Source organism: Actinokineospora auranticolor (assembly GCF_041897805.1).
In the GTDB taxonomy this organism is placed as follows: Bacteria; Actinomycetota; Actinomycetes; order Mycobacteriales; family Pseudonocardiaceae; genus Actinokineospora; species Actinokineospora auranticolor.
In genome coordinates this window covers 1,902,574-1,923,074 of the sequence record NZ_CP154825.1, presented here as the reverse complement: position 1 = coordinate 1,923,074, position 20,501 = coordinate 1,902,574, and the positions used below count along the sequence as shown (strand labels likewise).

General features: G+C 70.5%; 19 protein-coding genes. 4 read left to right on the top strand and 15 right to left on the bottom strand.

The features are described 5' to 3' along the window. The first annotated feature begins 108 nt into the window (after positions 1–108). A complete protein-coding gene (locus V5P93_RS09115) occupies positions 109–801 on the top strand; it encodes a PadR family transcriptional regulator (protein ID WP_245931651.1) in 693 nt (230 codons plus the stop codon). A gap of 6 nt (positions 802–807) precedes the next feature. On the opposite strand, the gene V5P93_RS09110 is transcribed toward V5P93_RS09115, so the two are convergent. Next, complete coding sequence (locus V5P93_RS09110; RefSeq protein WP_104482361.1) at positions 808–2,274, bottom strand: S8 family serine peptidase; 1,467 nt, start codon at positions 2,272–2,274, stop codon at positions 808–810. A 169-nt stretch (positions 2,275–2,443) separates the two neighbouring features. Beyond that, complete coding sequence (locus V5P93_RS09105; RefSeq protein WP_181043818.1) at positions 2,444–3,196, bottom strand: class I SAM-dependent methyltransferase; 753 nt, start codon at positions 3,194–3,196, stop codon at positions 2,444–2,446. A 133-nt stretch (positions 3,197–3,329) separates the two neighbouring features. Between V5P93_RS09105 and V5P93_RS09100 the strand changes: the two genes are divergently transcribed. Beyond that, entirely contained in the window at positions 3,330–4,181 is an 852-nt protein-coding gene (locus V5P93_RS09100; RefSeq protein ID WP_245931652.1) for a VOC family protein, read from the top strand. Here V5P93_RS09100 and V5P93_RS09095 read toward each other — a convergent pair. The 5 genes from V5P93_RS09095 to rpsB form a co-directional block, all read right to left on the bottom strand. Beyond that, on the bottom strand, positions 4,178–5,029 hold the full coding sequence (locus V5P93_RS09095) for a phosphatidate cytidylyltransferase (protein WP_104482362.1): 852 nt from the start codon (positions 5,027–5,029) through the stop codon (positions 4,178–4,180). The genes V5P93_RS09100 and V5P93_RS09095 overlap by 4 nt on opposite strands. A 91-nt stretch (positions 5,030–5,120) precedes the next feature. Further along, positions 5,121–5,678 (bottom strand): ribosome recycling factor, encoded by a 558-nt coding sequence (gene frr, locus V5P93_RS09090; RefSeq protein WP_104482363.1) that lies wholly within the window; start codon positions 5,676–5,678, stop codon positions 5,121–5,123. A gap of 41 nt (positions 5,679–5,719) precedes the next feature. Further along, positions 5,720–6,445, bottom strand: a complete 726-nt coding sequence (gene pyrH / locus V5P93_RS09085; RefSeq protein WP_104482364.1) for a UMP kinase — start codon at positions 6,443–6,445, stop codon at positions 5,720–5,722. 88 nt (positions 6,446–6,533) lie between these two features. Next, positions 6,534–7,349: a translation elongation factor Ts gene (tsf, locus tag V5P93_RS09080; RefSeq protein ID WP_104482365.1), complete on the bottom strand. Its 816-nt coding sequence runs from the start codon at positions 7,347–7,349 to the stop codon at positions 6,534–6,536. Between the two features lie 84 nt (positions 7,350–7,433). Beyond that, positions 7,434–8,288 carry a 30S ribosomal protein S2 gene (gene rpsB / locus V5P93_RS09075; protein WP_104482366.1) on the bottom strand — a complete coding sequence of 285 codons (855 nt, stop codon included), beginning with the start codon at positions 8,286–8,288 and terminating at the stop codon, positions 7,434–7,436. A 353-nt stretch (positions 8,289–8,641) separates the two neighbouring features. Between rpsB and V5P93_RS09070 the strand changes: the two genes are divergently transcribed. Beyond that, complete coding sequence (locus tag V5P93_RS09070; RefSeq protein ID WP_104482367.1) at positions 8,642–9,211, top strand: M23 family metallopeptidase; 570 nt, start codon at positions 8,642–8,644, stop codon at positions 9,209–9,211. 1,216 nt (positions 9,212–10,427) lie between these two features. Here V5P93_RS09070 and V5P93_RS09065 read toward each other — a convergent pair. From V5P93_RS09065 to dprA, 3 genes are all read right to left on the bottom strand, one after another. Beyond that, positions 10,428–11,363: a FliA/WhiG family RNA polymerase sigma factor gene (locus tag V5P93_RS09065; RefSeq protein ID WP_181043819.1), complete on the bottom strand. Its 936-nt coding sequence runs from the start codon at positions 11,361–11,363 to the stop codon at positions 10,428–10,430. Then, positions 11,335–12,483 carry a tyrosine recombinase XerC gene (locus tag V5P93_RS09060; RefSeq protein ID WP_374065760.1) on the bottom strand — a complete coding sequence of 383 codons (1,149 nt, stop codon included), beginning with the start codon at positions 12,481–12,483 and terminating at the stop codon, positions 11,335–11,337. Before V5P93_RS09060 ends, V5P93_RS09065 begins: the two co-directional genes overlap by 29 nt. Before the next feature lie 189 nt (positions 12,484–12,672). Further along, entirely contained in the window at positions 12,673–13,803 is a 1,131-nt protein-coding gene (gene dprA / locus V5P93_RS09055; protein ID WP_104482369.1) for a DNA-processing protein DprA, read from the bottom strand. A gap of 875 nt (positions 13,804–14,678) precedes the next feature. Between dprA and V5P93_RS09050 the strand changes: the two genes are divergently transcribed. Beyond that, positions 14,679–15,892 (top strand): IS3 family transposase gene (locus V5P93_RS09050; protein ID WP_104483686.1). Its coding sequence is split into 2 segments (ribosomal slippage): positions 14,679–14,931 and positions 14,931–15,892, totalling 1,215 coding nucleotides; the frame shifts between segments, so codons are not numbered across the junction. A 247-nt stretch (positions 15,893–16,139) separates the two neighbouring features. On the opposite strand, the gene V5P93_RS09045 is transcribed toward V5P93_RS09050, so the two are convergent. The 5 genes from V5P93_RS09045 to lepB all read right to left on the bottom strand — a co-directional run bounded on the left by V5P93_RS09045 (position 16,140) and on the right by lepB (position 20,494). Continuing rightward, the gene (locus tag V5P93_RS09045; protein WP_104482063.1) at positions 16,140–17,654 is read right to left on the bottom strand and encodes a YifB family Mg chelatase-like AAA ATPase; all 1,515 of its coding nucleotides are present in this window, start codon (positions 17,652–17,654) and stop codon (positions 16,140–16,142) included. A 1-nt stretch (position 17,655) separates the two neighbouring features. Continuing rightward, entirely contained in the window at positions 17,656–18,012 is a 357-nt protein-coding gene (locus V5P93_RS09040; RefSeq protein WP_104482062.1) for a YraN family protein, read from the bottom strand. 511 nt (positions 18,013–18,523) lie between these two features. After that, positions 18,524–18,847: a DUF2469 domain-containing protein gene (locus V5P93_RS09035; RefSeq protein ID WP_104482061.1), complete on the bottom strand. Its 324-nt coding sequence runs from the start codon at positions 18,845–18,847 to the stop codon at positions 18,524–18,526. Positions 18,848–18,887: 40 nt separating this feature from the next. Next, positions 18,888–19,631 carry a ribonuclease HII gene (locus V5P93_RS09030; protein ID WP_104482079.1) on the bottom strand — a complete coding sequence of 248 codons (744 nt, stop codon included), beginning with the start codon at positions 19,629–19,631 and terminating at the stop codon, positions 18,888–18,890. Positions 19,632–19,636: 5 nt separating this feature from the next. Continuing rightward, positions 19,637–20,494: a signal peptidase I gene (gene lepB / locus V5P93_RS09025; RefSeq protein ID WP_104482060.1), complete on the bottom strand. Its 858-nt coding sequence runs from the start codon at positions 20,492–20,494 to the stop codon at positions 19,637–19,639. Between the last annotated feature and the right edge of the window lie 7 nt (positions 20,495–20,501).

The following is a 20,501-nucleotide window of genomic DNA, read 5'->3' as shown; positions in this document are numbered from 1 at the left end:
TCGGTTCCGACGGTCGTCGCGAGAAGAACGTTGCATCGCGACATGTTCCGATATATCGTTGAGCTATCGCGAGCTACCGCTGGCGAAGAACCCACAGGGGAGAGAACAATGCGTGTTTCACACGACCACGACCGCAGGCGCGGACCTTGGCGCAGGCAGCGCCACGACCACCACCCGGGCCGACCGGGCTTCCCCGGCTTCGGCGCCGAGATCGACCCGGAGGATGAGATGACCCCGCCCTTCCCGCCGCGGCCCCCGTTCCCGCCGGGACCGCCGTTCGGCTTCGGCGGCCGGGGGCACGAGCGCGGCCGGGGCCGCAGGCACGGCGGCAGGCAGCGCCGCGGCGACGTGCGCGCCGCCCTGCTGGCCCTGCTGACCGAGCGGCCCATGCACGGCTACGAGATGATCCAGGAGATCGCCGAGCGCAGCGGCGGGTTCTGGAAGCCCAGCCCGGGCTCGGTCTACCCCACGCTGCAACTGCTGGCCGACGAGGGCTTGGTGCGCGGGGTCGACGGCGAGGGCGGCAAGCGGCTCTTCGAGCTGACCGAGGACGGTGCCGCCGCCGCGGCCCAGCTGGACAGCACCCCGCCGTGGGAGCAGGCCACCGCGGGCGTCGACCGCACCGAGGTGTCCCTGCGCGAGGCCATGGGCCAGCTCGCCGCCGCGGCGATGATGGTCTCGCAGGCCGCGAACCCGGCGCAGAAGGACCGGGCGGCGGACATCCTCACGGCCGCCCGCCGCGAGCTGTACGCCATCCTCGGCGAGGACACCCGCGCCGAGGAGCGCCCCGCCGAGGACTGACCGGCGCTACCCGAAGGACACCACCCACTTGTCCAACCGTCCGACGGCGCCGGGCCGCCGGTCGGCCACCCGCAGCGTCCAGGGGCCGTTGCGGTCGCTCCCGGACGGGGACACGCCGTAGATCCGCCGGACCTGACCCGAACCGTCGTCACCGCCCGCTGTTTCCAGGGGGAATACGCGGCCGGTGGGGTCGATCAGGTCGATGGCGAGGTCACCGACGCGCGGGTGGTCCAGGTAGACCCGCACCCGCCCGGGCGCACCGGTCGGCGGGCAGCCGCCGGGGGTGATGACCGAGATGACCGAGGTTCCGTCGTCCGGGATGGCGACCGGGTTGGGGTTACCGCCGCCCTCGCACGTCGGTACCTCGGAGTCCATGGGCCAGGCCACGTTGGCCTGCTGGTTCGGTGAGCCCGCACCGGGGTTCACGACGGCACCGGACACGACCGCCCGGCTCAACGCCACCCGCACGTCCTGGGGCATGGCGTAGGGGTGGCGAGCCAGGTAGCCCGCGGCGATTCCCGCGACGTGCGCGGCGGCCATGGAAGTCCCGGACATCACCACCTCCGTGCCGTTGCGGCCAAGAGAGGGGATTTGGCCGCCGGGGGCGAAGAAGTCCACGCAGCGCCCGTAGTTGGACGACGGCAGCCGGGTGTCGGTGCGGTCGGTGGCGGCGACGGTGATCGCCTCCTCCGTACGACCGGGTCCGAACCCGCAGGCGTCGGCACCGTCGTTGCCCGCTGCGACCACGGTGGTGAACTCGGCGTCGACCATCCGGCGCACCGCTTCGGCACCCACTTCGGCCTGGTCCATGGTCAATCCCAGGACCGCGACGCCGGGGTGGGTGCCGTTGCGCGTGACCCACTCGACGGCGTCGAGTACCTGGGAGTCGGCGCCTTGGCCCTGGCAGTTCAGGACTCGGAGGGCAACCAGGGCGGTCTCCTTGGCCACGCCGTACGTCTTGCCGCCCACGGTCCCGGCGACGTGTGTGCCGTGCCCGTGGCAGTCGGTGCCGTCACCGCCGAGGAAGTCCGCGCCGACACTCGCGCGCGTACCGAACTCGGCTTCGTTGCGGGTGATCCCGGAGTCGATGAGGTACACGACCGCACCCGCTCCCCCGCGCGAGTAGAACGGGGCGTAGTCCAGCGGGAGGGCGCGCTGGTCGATCCGGTCGAGCCCCCACGGTTGGGACGCGGCACGGGTTGTGCCGTCTTGGTAGACCGTGCGCACGATGGGGTCTTCCGCCAGCCGGTTGGCCTGTGTGGCGGTGAGACCTTGAGTGGTGAAACCGCGCAAGGTGGCGCGGTAGAAGGACTTCGGCTTACCGCCGTACCGACGGGACAGTGTGGACGCGGTCCGCTCGATCTGCGTAGTGGGGACAGCGTCGTTCAGCAGGACGATGTAAGAGCCGGAAATCGGCTTGGCCGCCTTGACGACAGGCCCACTCGCCGCTGTCGCGACAAGGGCACCCGACATGGCTAAGAGGGACACGGTCAGCGGTATCAGGCATCTACGAAGAGTGCGACGCACGGGGTCTCCATCCGTGAAAGCACCGCCCTGGCAGGGTGGACATGGGCGGACGCACGCGAAGATGCCTCGAACCGGCGGGTAGGACAACCGCCGGGTTTCCTAACCTTTTCCCAGTTCAGCGCAGGATCAGCCCGCGCGGCTTGCGGCGGATCAGGACCCGGTAGCCCACGGGGAACTCCAGGCCGGGCACCGTCGCGATCGCGCGCTCGGCCACGGCGGCGGAGAACTCGATGCGCAGCACGGCTTCCAGCGTCGCGCGGTCCGCGAAACGCCAGCGGGTGCGGACGCGGTGGAGTTCGAAACCCTCGATCTCGAAGAACCGGTCCACCTCCCCCGCGTCGTAGGACGGCAGGTCGGCGCGCATCCACGACCCGTAGGGCGGAAAGGTCGCGTCCAGGTCCACCACCACCAACGCGCCACCGGGACGCAGGACGCGGTCTGCCTCGCGCAACCCCGGCTCGCAGCCGGGACCGAAGAAGTAGGCGGTGCGCGCGTGCACCACATCGAACCCACCGTCGTCCACGGGCAGGTCGTGGGCCGCGCCCAGCCGCACCGCCACGCCGGTCAGGCCCGCTATCCGGGCTTGAGCCCGCTCGACCAGGGGCGGGTGCGGCTCCACACCCACCACCGTCGCGGCGCGCTCGGCGAAGCGCGGCAGGTGGAAACCGTCGCCGCAGCCGACGTCGAGGACGTCACCACCCCAGTTCGCCAGGTCCGCCAGCAGTGCCCATACGGCACCGTCCACGTCCTGGGCGCGGTTCTCCGCCTCGTAGACCTCCGGCCACTGCCAGATGTTGGGGCTGGGCAGCACCTGCGACGGGCGCAGCGACGCCGTCAACCGCGCCCGCGCCCTCGACACCAAACCCACGTCGTCCAGCAAAGCACAGCCGATGCCCGCCGTGCCCCCTGGTCAAACGCGCAAAAGATCACCACCGGGCGGCGGCTGACCGGATCGGCCCGGGGGCACTAACCTCGCAAGCAGACCTGCGAGGGAGGTCACGATGATGCCGACGGACGCGATCAGCGCCATCGAGGAGGTGCCCGAGGGCACCCCGGGCAGGCCGTGCTGGGTCGAGGTGGCCACCCCGGACCCCGTCGCCAGCAGCGCGTTCTACGAGGGCCTGTTCGGCTGGACGTACCGCGTCGGCGACGACGGGTACGCCATGGCCTACGTCGGCGACATCGCGGTCGCCGGGCTCTACACCCCGCAGGGCGGCCAGCCGAGCCAGTGGACGCTCTACCTGACCGTCCACGACACCGGCAACACCACCGACCGGGTGCTGCAGCTCGGCGGGCAGATCCTCACCGCGCCCCGCGAGATCCCCGGCCAGGGCGGCCTGCTCATCGCCACCGACCCCAGCGGCGGACCGATCGGGTTCTGGCGCCAGGACCGCGGCTGGGACCTGGGCACCGGCTTCCCCGGCGCGTTCACCTGGGCCGAGCTCAACACCTGGGACGGCGAGGCCGCGGACGAGTTCTACCGGGCGCTCTTCGGCTTCGAGCAGACCCAGATCGGCGACGGCGTCGCCTTCGACTACACCAGCTGGAAGCTCAGCGGCGACGAGGTGCTGGGCAGGCTCCGGATGGGCCCAGAGTTCCCCGCCGACCAGGCCCCGTTCTGGATGGTCTCGTTCGAGGTCGACCCCGAGATCGGCACCGACGCCACGGCCGCGCTCGCGGTCCGCCTCGGCGGCCGGATCACCGTCCCGCCGTTCGACTCCCCGTACGGCCGCGCCGCCGTCTTGGCTGACGTGACCGGTGCGGAGTTCACCGTCCTCGACCGCTCACTACGGCTACCGGTGGTGCCGGAGGAGGAGATCGGCGCGGAGGTCGACGACCCGTACGACGACTAAGCGGGGATGAAGAGCCGCAGCAGCAGCCACGAGACGACCGCGGACGGCAGCAGCGAGTCCATCCGGTCCATCAGGCCGCCGTGGCCGGGCAGCAGCGTGCCCATGTCCTTGATGCCCAGGTCGCGCTTGATCACCGACTCCACCAGGTCGCCCAGGGTGGCGGTGGCGACCAGGGCGGCGCCGAAGAGCACGCCCTGCCACCACCGGCCGTCGAGCATCAGGGTGACCGTCAACCCACCCGCGACGACACCGGCGACCAGCGAACCGGCGAAGCCCTCCCAGGACTTCTTCGGGCTGATCGTCGGTGCCATCGGGTGCTTGCCGAACAGCACACCGGCGATGTAGCCGCCGGTGTCCGAGCTGACCACGAGGATGAGGAAGCACAGCACCCGGTCGGTGCCGTCCGCGGGCAGCACCAGCATCGCCGCGAACGCCGCGAAGAGCGGCACGTAGGCCGCGGTGAACACCGAGGCCGTGGCGTCGCGCAGGTAGTTCTCGACGCCACCGCGCAGCCGCCACAGCAGGCAGGCCAGGATCGTGACGACGAACGCGGCGAGCACCCCGTCGCGGCCGAACGGCCACGACAGCCACACCATCGCCTGACCGCCGAGCAGCACCGGCCAGCGGGCCACGTCGATGTCCGCGCCCCGCTTGAGCGCGCCCGCCAACTCCCAGGTGGCGACCGCGACGGCGACGGCGACGACGCCGACGAAGCTCTGGCGCACGGTCAGCAGGGACAGCAGCAGCACCGCGCCGAGGCCGACCCCGACCCCGATCGCGGCGGGCAGGTCGCGCCCGGCCCGCGGCGACTTCGCCACCGGCTGCTGCCCGGCGTTCCCGACCGTCACCGGTGGATCCCCGACCGACTCATGCTCCAGCTCCCCAACGGGCCCGGCCACCATGTGCGCGTTCCTCATCTACGCCGAGATCGTGCCGAGGTCAGACCTCCAGCAGCTCGGCTTCCTTGTGCTTGACCAGCTCTTCGACCTGGTGGACGTACTTGTCCGTGAGGTTCTGCAGCTCCTTCTCCGCCCGCACGACGTCGTCCTCGCCGGACTCGCCGTCCTTGACCAGGCGGTCGAGCTCCTCCTTGGCCTTGCGGCGGACGTTGCGGATGGAGATCTTCGCGTCCTCGCCCTTGGTCTTGGCGACCTTGACCATCTCCCGGCGGCGCTCCTCGGAGAGCTGGGGGATGACCACGCGGATGATCGTGCCGTCGTTGCTCGGGTTGACGCCCAGGTCCGAGTCGCGGATGGCCTTCTCGATGGCGTTGAGCGAGCTGGCGTCGTAGGGCTTGATGATCGCCAGGCGGGGCTCGGGGATGTTGACGCTGGCCGCCTGGTTGAGCGGCGTGTACGTCCCGTAGTACTCGAAGGTGATCCGGGAGAACATCGCCGGAGTCGCCCGGCCGGTGCGCACCGCGCCGAGGTCGTCCTTGGCCACCGTCACCGCTTTTTCCATCTTCTCCTCGGCGTCGAGGAGTGTGTCGTCGATCAAGGGGGCTCCTTGTCCATCTCCCGGTCGGTGGCCCGGCCGGGTCACGCAGTGGGCGTGCTGACCAGCGTGCCGATCCTCTCACCACGCACGGCGCGGGCGATGTTCCCCTCCGTCAGGAGGTTGAACACGATGATCGGCATGTTGTTGTCCATACACAGGCTGAAGGCGGTCGCGTCGGCCACCTTGAGGTTGCGCTCGAGCACCTCGCGGTGGGTGATGTCGGTGAACATCTTCGCGTTCGGGTCGAGGCGCGGGTCGGCGTCGTACACGCCGTCCACGGCCTTGGCCATCAGCACCGCGTCGCAGCCGATCTCCAGCGCGCGCTGGGCGGCGGCGGTGTCGGTGGAGAAGTAGGGCATGCCCACCCCGCACCCGAAGATCACCACGCGGCCCTTCTCCAGGTGCCGCTCGGCCCGGCGCGGGATGTAGGGCTCGGCGACCTGGCCCATGGTGATGGCGGTCTGCACCCGGGTGTCGATGCCTTCCTTCTCCAGGAAGTCCTGCAGCGCCAGGCAGTTCATCACCGTGCCCAGCATCGCCATGTAGTCGGCGCGGTCGCGGTCCATGCCGCGCTGGCTCAGCTCCGCGCCGCGGAAGAAGTTGCCGCCACCGATCACGATGGAGGTCTGCACGCCGCCGCGCACCACGTCGGCGACCTGCCGGGCGACGGTGTACACCACATCGGGGTCGACGCCGATCTCGCCGCCGCCGAACATCTCGCCGCCGAGCTTGAGCAGCACGCGGCGGAAACTGCCGTTCTGAGTCACGTCGTAGACCCCTCCTCGTGACTATGCCCCGCCCTCGGGGAACCGAGGACGGGGCACAACCCTAATCACTCCAGGCGGCGCGGGCGGGTCAGGACTGGCCGACCTCGAACCGCGCGAAGCGGGTCACGGTGACCCCGGCCTCGTCCAGCAGCGCCTTGACCGACTTCTTCGAGTCGAACACCGAGGACTGCTCGGTGAGCACGACGTCCTTGTAGAAGCCGTTGACCCGACCCTCGACGATCTTGGGCAGGGCCGCCTCCGGCTTGCCCTCCTCGCGGGCGGTCTCCTCTGCGATGCGCTTCTCGCTGGCCACGAGGTCCGCCGGGACCTCGTCGCGGGTGACGAAGCGCGGCTTCATCGCGGCGATCTGCTGGGCGGTCTGCTTGGCCGCCTCCTCGCCCGCGCCGGTGTACTCGACCAGCACACCGACCGCCGGGGGCAGATCGGACGAGCGGCGGTGCAGGTACAGGCTGACCGTGCCGGTGAAGTTCGCGACCCGGCGCAGCTCCAGCTTCTCGCCGATCTTCGCCGAGAGGGCCTGCACGGCCTCCTCGACGGTGCCGCCGTCGAGCGGAGCGCCCTTGAGGGCGTCGAGGTCGGTGGCGCCGGAGGCCTGCGCGGCGGCGACGACCTTGTCCGCCAGCTCCTGGAACTCCTCGTTCTTGGCAACGAAGTCGGTCTCGCAGTTCAGCTCGACCAGGACACCGTCCTTGGCGGCGACCAGGCCCTGGGCGGTGGCGCGCTCAGCGCGCTTGCCGACGTCCTTGGCGCCCTTGATCCGCAGGATCTCGACTGCCTTGTCGAAGTCGCCGTCGGTCTCGGTGAGCGCCTTCTTGCAGTCCATCATGCCTGCGCCGGTCAGCTCCCGGAGCCGCTTGACGTCGGCGGCGGTGATGTTCGACATCGTGCGTTTTCCGTCCTTCTTCGGGTACGCGCGTGGGTGTGGCGAAACCCCGGCGGGCAGTACGCGCCCGCCGGGGTCGGTGGATCAGGACTCCGCAGGGGCCTCGGCGGCCGGGGCCTCGGCAGCGGGCGCCTCAGCGGCCGGCGCGGCGGCGGCGGGGGCGTCGGCACCCGCGAGCAGGTCCTGCTCCCACTCGGCCAGCGGCTCGTTGCTCGCGCCGACCTCGGGCTTGTCGCCGCCGCCACGCGCACCGGAACGGGCGATGAGCCCGGCGGCGGCGGCCTCGGCGACGACCTTGGTCAGCAGCGCGGCCGAGCGGATCGCGTCGTCGTTGCCCGGGATCGGGTAGTCGACCTCGTCGGGGTCGCAGTTCGTGTCGAGGATCGCCACGATCGGGATGTTGAGCTTGCGCGCCTCGCCGACGGCGATGTGCTCCTTCTTGGTGTCCACGATCCAGATGGCGGATGGGACCTTCGCCATGTCGCGGATACCGCCGAGGGTGCGCTCCAGCTTGTCCTTCTCACGGGTCAGCATCAGGATCTCCTTCTTGGTGAGACCCTGGAAGCCGCCGGTCTGCTCCATCGCCTCGAGCTCCTTGAGGCGCTGCAGGCGCTTGTGCACGGTGGAGAAGTTGGTGAGCATGCCGCCCAGCCAGCGCTGGTTGACGAACGGCATCCCGACGCGCAGCGCCTCGTTGGCGATGGCCTCCTGCGCCTGCTTCTTGGTGCCGACGAACAGGATGGAGCCGCCGTGCGCGACGGTCTCCTTCACGAACTCGTACGCGCGGTCGATGTAGGTCAGCGTCTGCCGCAGGTCGATGATGTAGATACCGTTGCGGTCAGTGAGGATGTAGCGCTTCATCTTCGGGTTCCAGCGGCGGGTCTGGTGCCCGAAGTGCACGCCGGAATCCAGCAACTGCTTCATGGTGACGACGGCCATGGCCGGTTTCGCACCTCTTCGTTCAGGCGCCCCGGGTTCGACCCCGGAACGCGGCTGCGGTTGTCGCCGCGAACCCCGGTGGGTTCACGGCCCTGGTGCCGAGCGGACACCCGGACCCGCTGGTGGCGAACACCATCGAGACCGCCGGGCGTCGGTCGCCGAGACCCGCGCGGGGCCTCGGACGCGCACTGGCACGCGAAGTCGCCCCATGGAGCCACAGGGCGCGGGCAAAGTGTACGCCGATCGGTCTCGGATCCTTGAATCGGACCGGCGAGTTATCCACATACCGCCGCCCCATCCACAGATCCCACCGACCGATTGGCTCACCCCCACCACCCGGGCAAACTAGCCACATGCCCACTGACCAGCCAAAACGTCGCCTTTTCGGGCTGATCTGCGCCTTGCTGGCGCTGCTCACCAGCGCCACCCCGCTCAGCGCCGCCCCGCCCGCACCACCCCCGGCAGCCGCGACCACACCACCCGCCTTCCTCTCGCCCCTGCAACCACCCCGCCCCCCGACCAGGGCGTTCCAGGCCCCGGCCACCCCCTACGGCCCAGGCCACCGAGGCGTCGACCTGCCCGGAGCCGCCAACGAGCAAGTCCACGCGGCAGCGGACGGCCTGATCACCTACGCCGCCGACTTGGCCGGTCGAGGCGTGATCGCCATCGACCACCCCAACCACCTGCGCACCACCTACGAACCCGTAACCCCAACGGTCACGGCCGGTGCGGCTGTCCTCCGAGGCGAGCAGATCGGCCTCCTACAACCAGGCCACCCAGGCTGCCCCCCAGCCACACCCGCCTGCCTCCACTGGGGCCTCCGACGCGGCCGGACGTACCTGAACCCGATGTTCCTGCTCCACCGCCCACGCGTCCGCCTCCTGCCCGACCCGGTCGCCGCTCCCGGTCGAGGTCCGCCTTGAACAGGCAACCCACGGCCACCACACTCCGAGCCACCTCGTCAGGCAAGGCGTGCGTGTGGATCCCCGCCAGAGAGCCGCGAGACCGCCGCGGTGGGGTGACCGGGGCGACCACCTCGGCCTTTCGCGGACTATGCGAGCCACTTCATCCGGCCCGACAGGGGCGCGTGGGCGTCGCCGCCGCACAGGAGAAGCGGCGGTGCCCACTGCGATGGGGTGACCCGGGTGACCACCTCAGCCTTCGCGGTCAGGCATCCCGCATGGAGCGGATCCCCCGGTACGCCTCGACCACGCAACCTCGCGGACTGCGTGAACCACCTCATCCGGCCTGACAAGGGCCGGCGGGTGGGTGTCGCCGCCGTACGGCGATACCCACTGCGGTGGGGTGACCGGGCAACCACCTCGGCCGCCGGCGATCGAGGCATCCCGCACCGAGAGCCCTGAGTTCTACTCCCGATTCGATGGCCCCAGCCGTGGCTAGGCACTCCGCGATGCCCCGGTCATGCCGACGCACCGCGCGCCACCTCATCCGCATCCCGAGTCGGCAAGGCGTGCCGAGCCAGCCCTCGCCGCCGCACCGCTGGGCGGCGTGGCCCGGCGCGGTGACCCGGCACCTACCTCGTCCGCCGGCGATCGAGACATCCCGAACTGAGCGATCCTCAGAATTCGACTCCACCCCGATCCGAGTGCGTGACAGCGGCCCGAGTCGCACAGGCACTTCCCGACCACCGGGCCATGCCGACGCCCTTCAAGACACCTCGTTCGACAAGCGCGCCGAACTGGTCCTCACCACGGGGCGACAAGACCTGGCGATCGCCTCCGCCACGAGCAGTCGGAGCAACTCTCGCAGCACGATCTCCCAAGTTCGACTCCTCCACGGCTCGACGCCCTGGTCGTTGCCCATCTCGACCAGGCACTACCCGGTCGCCCCACTGGGGCTGACGCGCCTTGAGTCGCCTCGTCCGACAAGGCGTGCCGCGCCGGGCCGCACCGCTGGGCGGTGCGGCCCGGCGCGGTGCGGCACCTTAGCGTCCACCTCGGCCGCTGGCAGGCGAGGCATCTCGCGTGGGGCGGTCGCCCAGACCAGTGGCTCCTCGTTCGCACCGTGGGCGCTCGCTCTCCTGGCATCGGCCACGTGGGCGCGCCGGTGCCCGGGAGGTAAGTGCGCATGTCAGCCATGTGCCGGCTGCGGACCGGGTGGTCGCGCGCCGCCCGGGCGTCAGACGTCGACGGTTTCCATCAGTTTCGCGCGCAGGCGCAAGACCGCTCGGGTGTGCAGTTGGCACACGCGGGACTCGGTCACGCCGAGGACGCGACCGATCTCGGCGAGGGTGAGGTTCTCGAAGTAGTAGAGGGTGACCACGACCCGGTCGCGTTCCACGAGCAGGCCGATGGCCTCGGCGAGCTGGCGGCGGTTGTCCTGGTCGACCAGCAGCGCGACCGGGTCCTCGGCGGCCTCGTCCTCCAGGACGTCGGCCAGCGAGTTCACCCCGCGACCGGCGGCGGCCAGTTCGTCGAGGGCCACGACGCTGGTGAGTTGCAACTGGGCGTAGACGTCGCGCAGTTCGCCGACGGAGAGGCCGAGTTCACCCGCGAGTTCGGCGTCGGTCGGGGTGCGCTGCAGTTTGGCGCCGAGCCGCTCGATGCCGCGTTCCACCTCGCGGGCCCGGCCGCGCACGGTGCGCGGCACCCAGTCCTGGGCGCGCAGGTCGTCGAGGATGGCGCCGCGGATGCGCTGCATGGCGTAGGTCTCGAACTTCAGGCCGCGCTCGGGCTCGAACTTCTCGATGGCGTCGACGAGCCCGAAGATGCCGGACTGGATCAGGTCGGAGACGTCGACGTGCGCGGGCAGACCGGTGCCGACCCGGCCCGCGACGTACTTGACCAGCGGCGCGTAGTGCAGGACGAGGCGGTCGCGCAGCACCTGCGCGCGCTCCTCACCGAATCGCCGCCAGAGCGCGACGATGCCCGCCTCCACGTCGTCGGCGGTGCGGTGGTCGCCGGGCAGCACACCGGATGCCCGGCCCTCGCCGTAGGGGGCGGCGCGGCCGTTCACCTGGTTCGCGGAGCCACCGGCGGTGGACACCCGGGAGGGTTCCACCGGTGCCCGAGAACCATTCCCGGTGTCATCGGGAACGGGGGTGGGTTCGGTCATGGATCGCCTTCAGCCGTTCGACGGTCACGTGGGTGTAAAGCTGGGTTGTTGAGAGCGTAGCGTGACCGAGTAACTCCTGGACGCTACGAAGGTCGGCACCTCCTTCGAGCAGGTGTGTCGCCGCTGAGTGACGGAGGCCGTGGGGCCCCAGGTCCGGCGCACCCGGGACAGCGGCCACCACATCGTGCACGATACGCCGTACGGCGGTGGCGTGGAGCCGTCCGCCGCGGATCCCCAGCAACAGTGCCGGCGGGGAATCGGCCCCGACAAGTGACGGACGGCCCTGGTCCAGCCACTGGACGACGGCGTCGTGGGCGGGCACGCCGAACGGCACGGTCCGTTCGCGCCCACCCTTGCCCAGCACCCGCACCAGCCGCGATCGGAGATCGACGTCGTCCACGTCGAGCCCGCAGAGCTCGGACACCCGGACCCCGGTCGCGTACAGCAACTCGACGATGGCGTGATCACGCAGTGCGACCGGGTCCAGTTCCCGCGCGCCACCAGCGGCCGCGGACATCACCGCGCCTGCCTGGTCCTGCCGCAACACCGACGGCAGCACCCGGTGCCGCCGGGGGGCGACCAGCCGCGCACCCACGTCGACACCCAGGTGACCGCGCCGCTGCGCCCAGGCGGTGAACCCGCGCGCCCCGGCCGCGCGCCGGGCCAATGTCGTCCGCCCCGCTCCCCCGTCGCGCTGCGCGGCCAACCAGGCGCGCATCCCGGGCAGGTCCACACCGACGTCCAACACCCCACCCGGCACCTGCGCACCGTGATCGGCGGGCGCCCCGCCGCTCACGGACCCCACCGGGTGATCGTTGTGTTCACAACTCCCAGGGTCGCTCGAACAAGAGCCGACGTTTCCCGCCCCGCCCACCGCTTCCTTACCCCGATCGAGCACCCCACCCCCCCGACCAGGGGAATCAACACCCACCTCCACACCCAGGGAATCACTCGATCGAGTTGTTTCTCCCTCACCCGGGTTGCCCGAATCGGCGTACAGGAAGCCCAAGAGCGAGACCACGTCCCCGACGTACGCCCGCACCGTGTTGGCCGAGAGCCCACGTTCCAGCCCGAGGTGGCGCTCGTACTCGTCGACCACCCCCCGCACCGGCGCGGGCAACCCACCCCGAACCCGAAGAAGATCGACCCGAGGCGACTGGCGAGGAGAACGCGGCACTCTCGCCACGCTGATCCACCCGACGCCCCCCGTCAAGCATCGCCACGCCCTCATCCCACATGGCCGCCTCCAGCCCAGGCGAAAATCCGGCGCAGCACACACAACCCGCCCGGGTCTTGGGCAGCCGCCCGGTCAGCGTTTTGGACCCAGCCAGCCCTCCTCACCGCTCCGCGTCAGGCCCATCAGTTCCAGTTCGGGCAGCAGTGCGCGGACGCGGTCGAGCGGGACGCCGGAGTCGCGGGAGATCGCGTCGACCAGTCGGGGTTCGCGTGGGCTCAGGGCGTCGAGCACCCGGACGGCCGCGTCGCCCAGTCGGTCGGAGGGGCGTTCGGGTGCGTTCTCCGGTGACGCCAGTTCGCCGATGGCGCCGATCGCCTCAAGGACGGTGGCCGAGGAGGTGGCCACCTGGGCCGTTCCGCTGCGCAGGAGGTCGTGGCAGCCCTGGGACATGGTGGAGTTGACCGGCCCCGGTACGGCCAACAGCGGCTTCCCCAGCGCGGCGGCTGATGAGGCGGTGTTCCGCGCGCCGCTGCGCGCCCCCGCCTCCACGACCACCGTGCCCTGGGCCAACGCCGCGATGAGGCGGTTGCGGACCAGGAAGCGGAACCTCGCTGGAGACGTGCCCGGCGGGTATTCGCTCACGACCGCGCCTGTCTCCGCGATCCGCTGGAGCAAGGTCGTGTGCGCGGTCGGGTAGCTGATGTCGACACCGCAGGCCAAGACGGCGATCGTCGTACCGCCCGCCGCCAACGCACCCCGGTGCGCCGCGCTGTCGATGCCGAAGGCCGCGCCCGACACGATCGCGGCCCCGGCCTGGACGAGGTCGTACGCGAACTCCGCCGCCACTGTCTCCCCGTACGGGGTCGCCGCCCGCGCACCGACGATCGCGACGGACCGCTGCAGCACCTCGTCGAGCGACACCGCCCCACGCACCCACAAACCCAACGGCGGCCCGGCCCACCGCAGCCCCCGGTTGCGGGCATTGGCCAAGCACAACAACGGCCATGACGGCCACTCGGGATCTTCGGGGACCACCAACCGAGCCCCCACCTCCGCCGCCCTGGCGAGATCGGCCTCCGCCAACTCCACCCCTTCCCGCGCCGAGGTCTCGTCCCGAACCCCACTGGGCACATCCCCACCCCGAACCCGCGCCGCCGCCGCGACCGGCCCCACCCGCTCGACAAGCGCCCCCAACGCCACCCCGGGCGCCTCGGCGACCCGCATCAAAAACGCCCGCGCGAGCTGGATCTCGTCAGCACTCACCGCGCACCTCGTCGACAACTGCGAACGTCTCGGCAGGCGAGCGCGACAGTCGGTTGCCGCCTATCCGAGGTGGGAACGGTCGTGGCTGAGCCGCCAAGCGAACCCGGCCCGGCTGCGCGACGACCATCTCCAGCCTGCGCAACGCATACGACTTCCGCACGGTCGTCGGCACCCGTGTTAGGCCAGTGGCACCCACCGTCGGGTTGATGGCCGCGAAGATGAACCACGCCCGCGATCAGCGCGGGCGAGACGGCGGCCGCGCTGATCGGGGTTGAGGTAGGTGTTGTGAACGGACTTGGCCATGCCGATCGTGAGCACGCCGACGAACTGGGTGTCCATACCGAGGTCGCGGACTGCGCGCTTGGCAACCTCGTCGTCGTGCTGGGGCGAGCCTTGGTCACGCCGTGGGACTCACCGGCAGAAGCAGTGACGAGGCCCGAATAGCCGGGGACATGGCCCGGCTTGCCGTCGCCGCGAAGGTTGGGCGGTGACGTGCGTGCAAACCCGCGGCCCCCTCCCCTGCCACACGCCACACCTCCGGCCCGGCCATGCCCTCGCCCACTCCACCCCACTAGCTCGACACCACCGCACCACGGCAGGCGCCACGGTCGCCCACGCGCACTGCGTGGAGGGCTGCTGCGGTGATCGGGCGGTGCCGTGAGCACAGCCCCGCATCCGCTACTCCTTCCGCACGCGGTACCTCCCTGCCGACCAAGTTCAGACGAACCACCATGACCGGCCCTTCGCCGACGCAACCCCACTAGCCCGAGATCACCACGCCACAACAGGCTCCGAAGTCGCCCATGCCTGTGAGGTGCTTCGAAGTTTCCGGACAGTGGACCAAGTAGAATTGGGTTCTCTGGAAGGAGACGGTTTTGGCGGGATCAAGGAGGAGTTTCTCTCGGGAGTATCGGGAGGAAGCGGCGAAGTTGGTGATCGAGACCGGGCGTCCGATCGCTCAGGTGGCGAAGGAACTTGGTGTCGGTGAGGTGAGTCTAGGGAAGTGGGTCAAGGATTATCGGGCGGCGCAGGGCGGCGACGAGTCGCCGTTGGATGTGTCGGAGCGGGCGAGGCTGCGTGAGTTGGAGCGGGAAGCGCGTGATCTGCGGTTGGAGAACGAGTTCCTGAAAAAAGCTGCCGCGTACTTTGCCAAGGATCATCGGTGAGCGACCGGTTCGAGTTCATCGACGCACAGCACGCTGCCGCAGATAAGGACGTGGACGTCTCGACATCGTTGCCGGTGACACGGATGTGCCGGATTCTCGATGTCTCCCGATCGGGGTTCTACGAATGGAGGACTCGCCCGATGTCGGGCACCGCGGCGCGGCGGGGTGAGCTGTCACGGTTGGTTGTCGGGTTTTTCGAGGCGTCCGACGGCACGTACGGGTATCGGCGGATCCACGCCGATCTCGTCGCCCAGGGCGTGGAGTGCGGGCCGGAGTTGGTGCGTCAGGTCATGCGTGAGCTGGGGCTGCGTCCGTGTCAGCCCCGGCCGTGGCGGTTCGTCCTCACCGCCGGCGACGGCCAGGTCCATGACGTCCCCGACCTCGTCCGCCGCGATTTCACCGCCGCCGAACCCGGTCGAAAAGCGGTGGGTGACATCACCTATATTCCGACGGATGAGGGATGGCTCTACCTCGCGACCGTGATCGACTGTCACACCAAGGCGGTCACCGGGTGGGCGATGGACGACAACTACAAGACACCGTTGATCGAGACGGCCATCCATCGCGCCGTTCGGAACGGCCATCTCACCGACAACGCGATATTCCACTCCGATCGCGGCAGCAACTACACCTCCGCCACCTTCGCCGCCACTCTCGCGTCCCTACACATCCGACAGTCCGTGGGCCGCACCGGTATCTGCTACGACAACGCACCGGCGGAATCGTTCTTCGCCACTCTCAAGAACGAACTCGTTCACCGCACCCGATACCCGACCCGCGAACACGCCCGCCGAGACATTGCCCGCTATATCGAACTCCGCTACAATTCGCGACGGAGACACTCCGCACTCGGATACCGCACGCCACGAGAAGTGCACCACGCATACCACGCTCGAAAGTCAGCGATACCGACCGTTGTTTAGCCGCTGTCCGGAGACTTCGAGGCACCCCACTGGTGGATGCGAGGCCGCTGCGGTGGCGGGGTTGTGCCGCGTTCCGGATTGGTCGGGGCGTGCGCCCGCGATCACTGGCGCGGGTGGCCGCTCGATGCGCCGGGAGGTCGCGTGGGAGCTGGCCGGGCTGCGTGGCAGATGTCCGCGCGGGGGTGGTTCGGGGGGTGTTGATCTGTTTCATGTGGACCTTCGAGGTTCGGTGGTGTGGGTGTTCGGGTCAAGCGGCGCGGCGTTCGCGGAATTCGAGGGCCGTGGCGACGTGGTCCGAGGTTGGTTGGGGTTGGCCCGCCAGGTCGGCGAGGGTCCAGGCGATGCGGACGCACCTGTCGGTGCCGCGGGCGGTGAGGGTGCCGGTGGTCAGGGCGCGGTCGAGGATGGCGGTGGTTTCCCGCGGGAGCGCGAAGTCGCGGCGCAGCGATGGGCCGGGGACTTCGGCGTTGGTGCGCCAGCCGCGGGCGGCCCACCGGTGGACGGCTCGGTCTCGGGCCTGCCGCACCCTGGCCCGGACGGTTGCCGTGTCCTCCGGCGCGACGTCGAGGGCACGGGACATGGCCGTGATGGGGCGCATGCGGACGCGGAGGTCGACGCGGTCCAGCAGCGGGCCGGAGAGGCGGGACAGGTACCGGCGGCGGGTGATCGGCGTGCACACGCAGTCGGTTTCGCGGGGTGGTGCGCACGGGCAGGTGTTGGTGGCGAGGACGAGTTGGAAGCGGGCGGGGTACGTGACCACCCCATCCCGGCGGGCCAGGCGGATCTCGCCCTCTTCCAACGCGGTGCGCAGGGCCTCCAGCCGGTCGGACGCGAACTCGGCCGCCTCATCGAGGAGCAGGACGCCGAAGTGGGCCTTGCTGATCGCGCCCGGTTTGGCGATACCCACCCCACCTCCGACCAACGCGGCAACCGAAGTCGTGTGGTGCGGGGCGATGAACGGCGGGACGGCCACGAGCGGAGCGTCCGGCGACAGGTCACCGGAGACCGAGTGGATCGCGGTGACCTCCAGCGCCTGCTCCCGCGACAGCAGCGGCAACAACCCCGGCAGCCGCTTGGCCAGCATCGTCTTCCCGGTGCCTGGCGGACCCGCCAGCAGCAGGTTGTGCCCGCCCGCGGCGGCGACCTCCAACGCCCATCGCGCCTCGGGCTGCCCCACCACGTCAACCAGGTCAGGCGGAGCGGTGGTCGGATAGGTGTCGCCCTGACCGGGTGGGCACAACGCCTCAACGTCGCCCTTCGCCCAGGCCAGCACTTGCCCCAGGTTCGCGGCACCGAGCACTTCGAGGCCGTGGACCAGCGAGGCCTCGGCCAACGCGGACTCCGGGACCACGGCCCGGCGGAGGCCCGCGCGGCGGGCGGCGAGCAGGCAGGGCAGCACGCCCCGCACCATCCTCAGCCTGCCGTCGAGGGCGAGTTCGCCGACGAGGACCGTGTCGTGGAAGGGGTCGGGTGGGAGTTTCTGGTCGGCGACGAGCATGGCGACCGCGAGCGCCAGGTCGTAGCCTGCCCCGCCCTTGGGCAGTGCGGCAGGCGAGAGGGCGAAGGTGACCAGTTGGTCCGGCCACGCCAGCCCGCTGTTGCGCACCGCCGCGCGCACGCGGTCCTTGGCCTCGTTGAGGGCGGCGTCCGGCAGACCGACTATCTGCGTGCGCGGGCGGCCACCGCCGATGTCGGCTTCGATCTCGACGGGGATTCCGTCGACCCCGAACAGCGCCACCGACCAGATCCGGGCGAGCACCATCTCAGAGCACCCCGCGGTGGTGCCGGAGGGTGGCGGGGGCGGCGCGGGGGACCAAGACGGCGATGATGTCGAACCTGGTGCGGCAGGGGGCGATGCCGTTGTCCTGGCGCCAGCGGGTCGCCAGGGCGCGGATGCGGTTGGCCTTGGCGTCGGTCACCGCGGCCGCGGGTGGGCCCAGTTGGGTGCCGGAGCGGGTCTTGACCTCGCAGACGACGAGTTCGCCGTGGTGGTCGCAGATGATGTCCAGCTCGCCCAGTTCGCAGCGCCAGTTGCGGGCGAGGATGACGTGGCCGGTGCTCTCCAGGTGCCGCGCGGCGATGTCCTCACCGAGCGCGCCCAAGCGCAGGTGTTTCGCCATGGCCCCTCCTGTCGGGTCTCGGCACGGCGGGGTGCCGTGTCCGATGTCGACAGTGCCGCCCGGCGCGAGCGGGTGGCGGGGGTGCCGGATTTCGGTGGATGAATCCGGGGTATGTGGATAACTCGGTCACGCGATCGTGTGCCGCGCGCCGGGCGGCACGGGCTGCGGGAGAGCACCGGACGGCGACGGCTTGCGGCAGGGGCCGACCGTGGGAGGTGCTTGGCGGGCACGGTCGCAGACGGCGTGCTGGAGACATCAGCCAGCGGAAGCCGCAGCCACGTTGCTCGTGGACTCGCCGGGCAGTTGGCCGGCGTGAAGTTCGCGGCCAGAAGCCCTGGCGCACCGGGCCACCTGGTAGTCAGCGCCCACGTGCCGTTGGCCACCTCGGCCACACGACGGAAAGTCCGCACCTGGCTCCGAAGAGTGGCGGAGACGCCAACGGCCCGGAGGCGGAGATCGGGAGCCGATACGCGAAGCGGCCCCCGCTGGGAGGGCGGGGGCCGCTTCGCGGTCAGCTGCCGAAGGGGCCGTCTTCCGGGAGGCGGAGGTCGGGTTTGTCCAGTTCCTCGACGTTGACGTCCTTGAACGTTATGACCCTGACGTTCTTCACGAACCTCGCAGGCCGGTACATGTCCCAGACCCAGGCATCGGACATGCGGACTTCGAAGTACACCTCGCCGTCGGCGTCGCGGACCTGGACGTCCACGCCGTTGGCCAGGTAGAACCGCCGCTCGGTCTCGACCACGTAGGCGAACTGGCCCACGATGTCGCGGTACTCCCGGTAGAGCTGCAGCTCCATCTCGGTCTCGTACTTCTCGAGATCCTCCGCGCTCATCTTCCCGCGCGCCCCTCCTGGTCGTGACCCTGTCCCACCGCTAGTGCGGGGATCCACCATTCTGAACCACAGCCGCCGCGGCCACACTCAGCGCCACCCGGTGTGGCGCGCGCAACCCCTTCGCCAGCCCGGCCGCCGCGACGTTGGCGTAGGACCAGCGGTGCTCGTGGCTGGGGCCGTGCTCGCGCAGCGCACGGGTGTGCACGCCCGTGCAGTAGCCCTTGTGCACGTCGAACCCGTACGCGGGCAGGTCCCCGTGCAAGCGTCCCATGATCCGGTCTCGGGTGACCTTGGCCAGGACCGAGGCGGCGGCCACGCAGGCCGCGGCTTGGTCGCCCTTGAGGACCGGCATGCTCGGCGCGGTCAGGCCCGGTACCCGGAAACCGTCGACCAGGACGTAGCCGGGGTGGGTGGCCAGCCGGGCCACCGCGCGGCGCATGCCCTCGATGTTGGCGACGTGCACGCCCATCAGGTCGACCTCGGCCGCGGGCACCACGACCACGGCGTGGTCGACCGCGCGCTTGAGCACCAGGTCGTACATCCGGTCGCGCGCGGCGGCCGTCATCAGCTTCGAGTCGGTCAAGCCGTCGAACCGGGCCGCGTCCCCGGGCCGCAGCACGCAGGACGCGATCACCAGCGGACCCGCGCACGCCCCCCGACCGGCCTCGTCCACCCCCGCCACCGGCCCCAGCCCGCGGCGGTGCAGCGCGGTCTGGAGGCTCCACGTGCCGGTGTCACGACGCAGGACAGCCCGCGGGGGCCGTAACGCCTCCGCCGTCAACATCTCCGTCACCGCTTCCCCCTCCCGCCACCGCGAACGGCATCGCGCAGCCGCCTGCCGAGCCACAACGTCGGCCAAGCCGCCGCCAAGCCCACCCCGGCCGGAACGCCGGTCTGCCACGCGGGTGCCGACAGCGCCTGCGGGTTGTGGTCGCCCACCCCCTGCCACCGCGACGGCGGCAGGATGATCGTGCGCGCCTTGCCGATCACATTGTCCACCGGCACCAGGCCGTTGGGGCCGCCACCACCCTGCACCCGCGAGTCGGCGGAGTGGTTGCGGTTGTCCCCCATGACGAACAGCATGCCCTGCGGCACCGACACCGGTTCGAAGTCCTCTTGCCGACGGTCGCCGTACGGGTCGTAGTGCACGTACGGCTCGTCCAACGGCTTGTCATCGACCAAGACCCGGTTCTGGTCGTCGCAGCACCGCACGGTCTGACCGCCGACCGCGATCACCCGCTTCACCACGTCGTCCTCGTCCGGCGCGGCGAACCCGAACTTGGCGCCCACGTCCTGCAACCAGCGGACGAACCCGTTGTCCGAGCGCGGCGCCACGAACTCCGAGCGGTTCCACGTGTCCGGCCGACCGAAGACGACCACCTCGCCGGGTTCGACGTCGCCGAACACGTAGACGACCTTGTCCACCAGGATCCGGTCGCCGTAGCAACCCTCGCAGCCGTGCAGGGTCGCCTCCATCGACTCGGACGGGATCACGAAGACCCGCGCCACGAACGACTGGATGACGATGGTCAGCACCAGCGCGACGCCCAGCAGGATCGGCAACTCGACCCAGAACGGCAGTCGCCGCCGCTTGGCCTCCGGGACCTCGGACTCGTCGTCGTCCGCCGGGTTCGCTCCTTCCGACACCCGACCA